This window comes from Campylobacter sp. BCW_6465 (genome assembly GCF_001762815.1).
Lineage (GTDB): Bacteria > Campylobacterota > Campylobacteria > Campylobacterales > Campylobacteraceae > Campylobacter_D > Campylobacter_D jejuni.
The window spans coordinates 1-991 of the sequence record NZ_MJXN01000019.1 but is presented as its reverse complement, the minus strand read 5'-3'; the positions used below and the strand labels follow the sequence as shown (position 1 = coordinate 991).

At 29.3% G+C, this 991-nt stretch carries 1 protein-coding gene; it reads right to left on the bottom strand.

Features of this window, described 5'->3' with window-relative positions:
• Positions 1-991 (bottom strand): motility associated factor glycosyltransferase family protein (locus tag AJ886_RS01860; RefSeq protein WP_148124015.1); only part of this gene is annotated, 991 nt, incomplete at both ends.

Here is a 991-nt window from a genome sequence, read left to right as displayed (position 1 = left end):
TGATTGAAATTTTCTATATTTTGATAAACTTTTTCTAAAAATTCCAAAGGTAAAATAAAATCTTTACTGAGTATATTTTCTAAAATTTGTTTTAAAGCTAAAGCATCATTTAAAAATCTGTTAGCATTATCTTGATCTTTTTGTATTTTTTCTTTGAATTTAACTAGGAGTTTATCACTTCTATTTTTAGTTAAACTTTTTGGAAGTTCAAATTTAGGTTTTTCTTTTGTAAGGAGTTTTTCACAACATTCTTTAAAGGAAAGTTCTTCAGTAAAATTAATCCTTGCTCCACCTTCAGTAGCATTGTAAAATTTAGCTTCTTTACTGTTGCAAGCAAAAAGATATTCAAGTTTTATGCGATAATCATTCCAATCCATATGAGTTAAAACTTCACCTTTACCTGCATAGGCTGGGACTTTAAGTTTGTCTATATTTTCTTCACCGCTAAATTTCTCCCCAAAATCAAAACCTTTTGAATGTGAATTTCCTTCTTCATCAAAGGCTAAATCTTGTCCTATCATGATAATATTTTTAAATCCTAAAGCCAAAGCTAAGGTATAAGAAAAATGACTTACATGAGTACCTGTATCAATATAACCAAAGTCGTTAAGATTGAAGCGTTGGTATAAAGGATCATCTCTTAAAATCACACTTTTATTATCTAGTGCGCAAACCAAACTAGGATGCGTGGCGCATGAAAGCATATTTAAAGAAGTTTTATTTTCTTTATTTTGAAAAAATTTCATTGCTAAATCAGTAAAATCTAAATTCGTAACATAATCAGGCACTATGCCTTCTTTTTCAAGCATACTTAAAGCCCCATCAGCACAAAAGATCACTGCTTTTTCTTGATAAGCTTTAAGTAAAGGAAGTTGTTTAGCTAAACTAGGTCCTGCAGAAACTACTATAGCATTTTCGAATTTGTTTTTTCTTTCATTTAAGATTCTTTGAAAAGGAATGCTTTCAAGCATAGAAGGGATGTTTTGTAAAA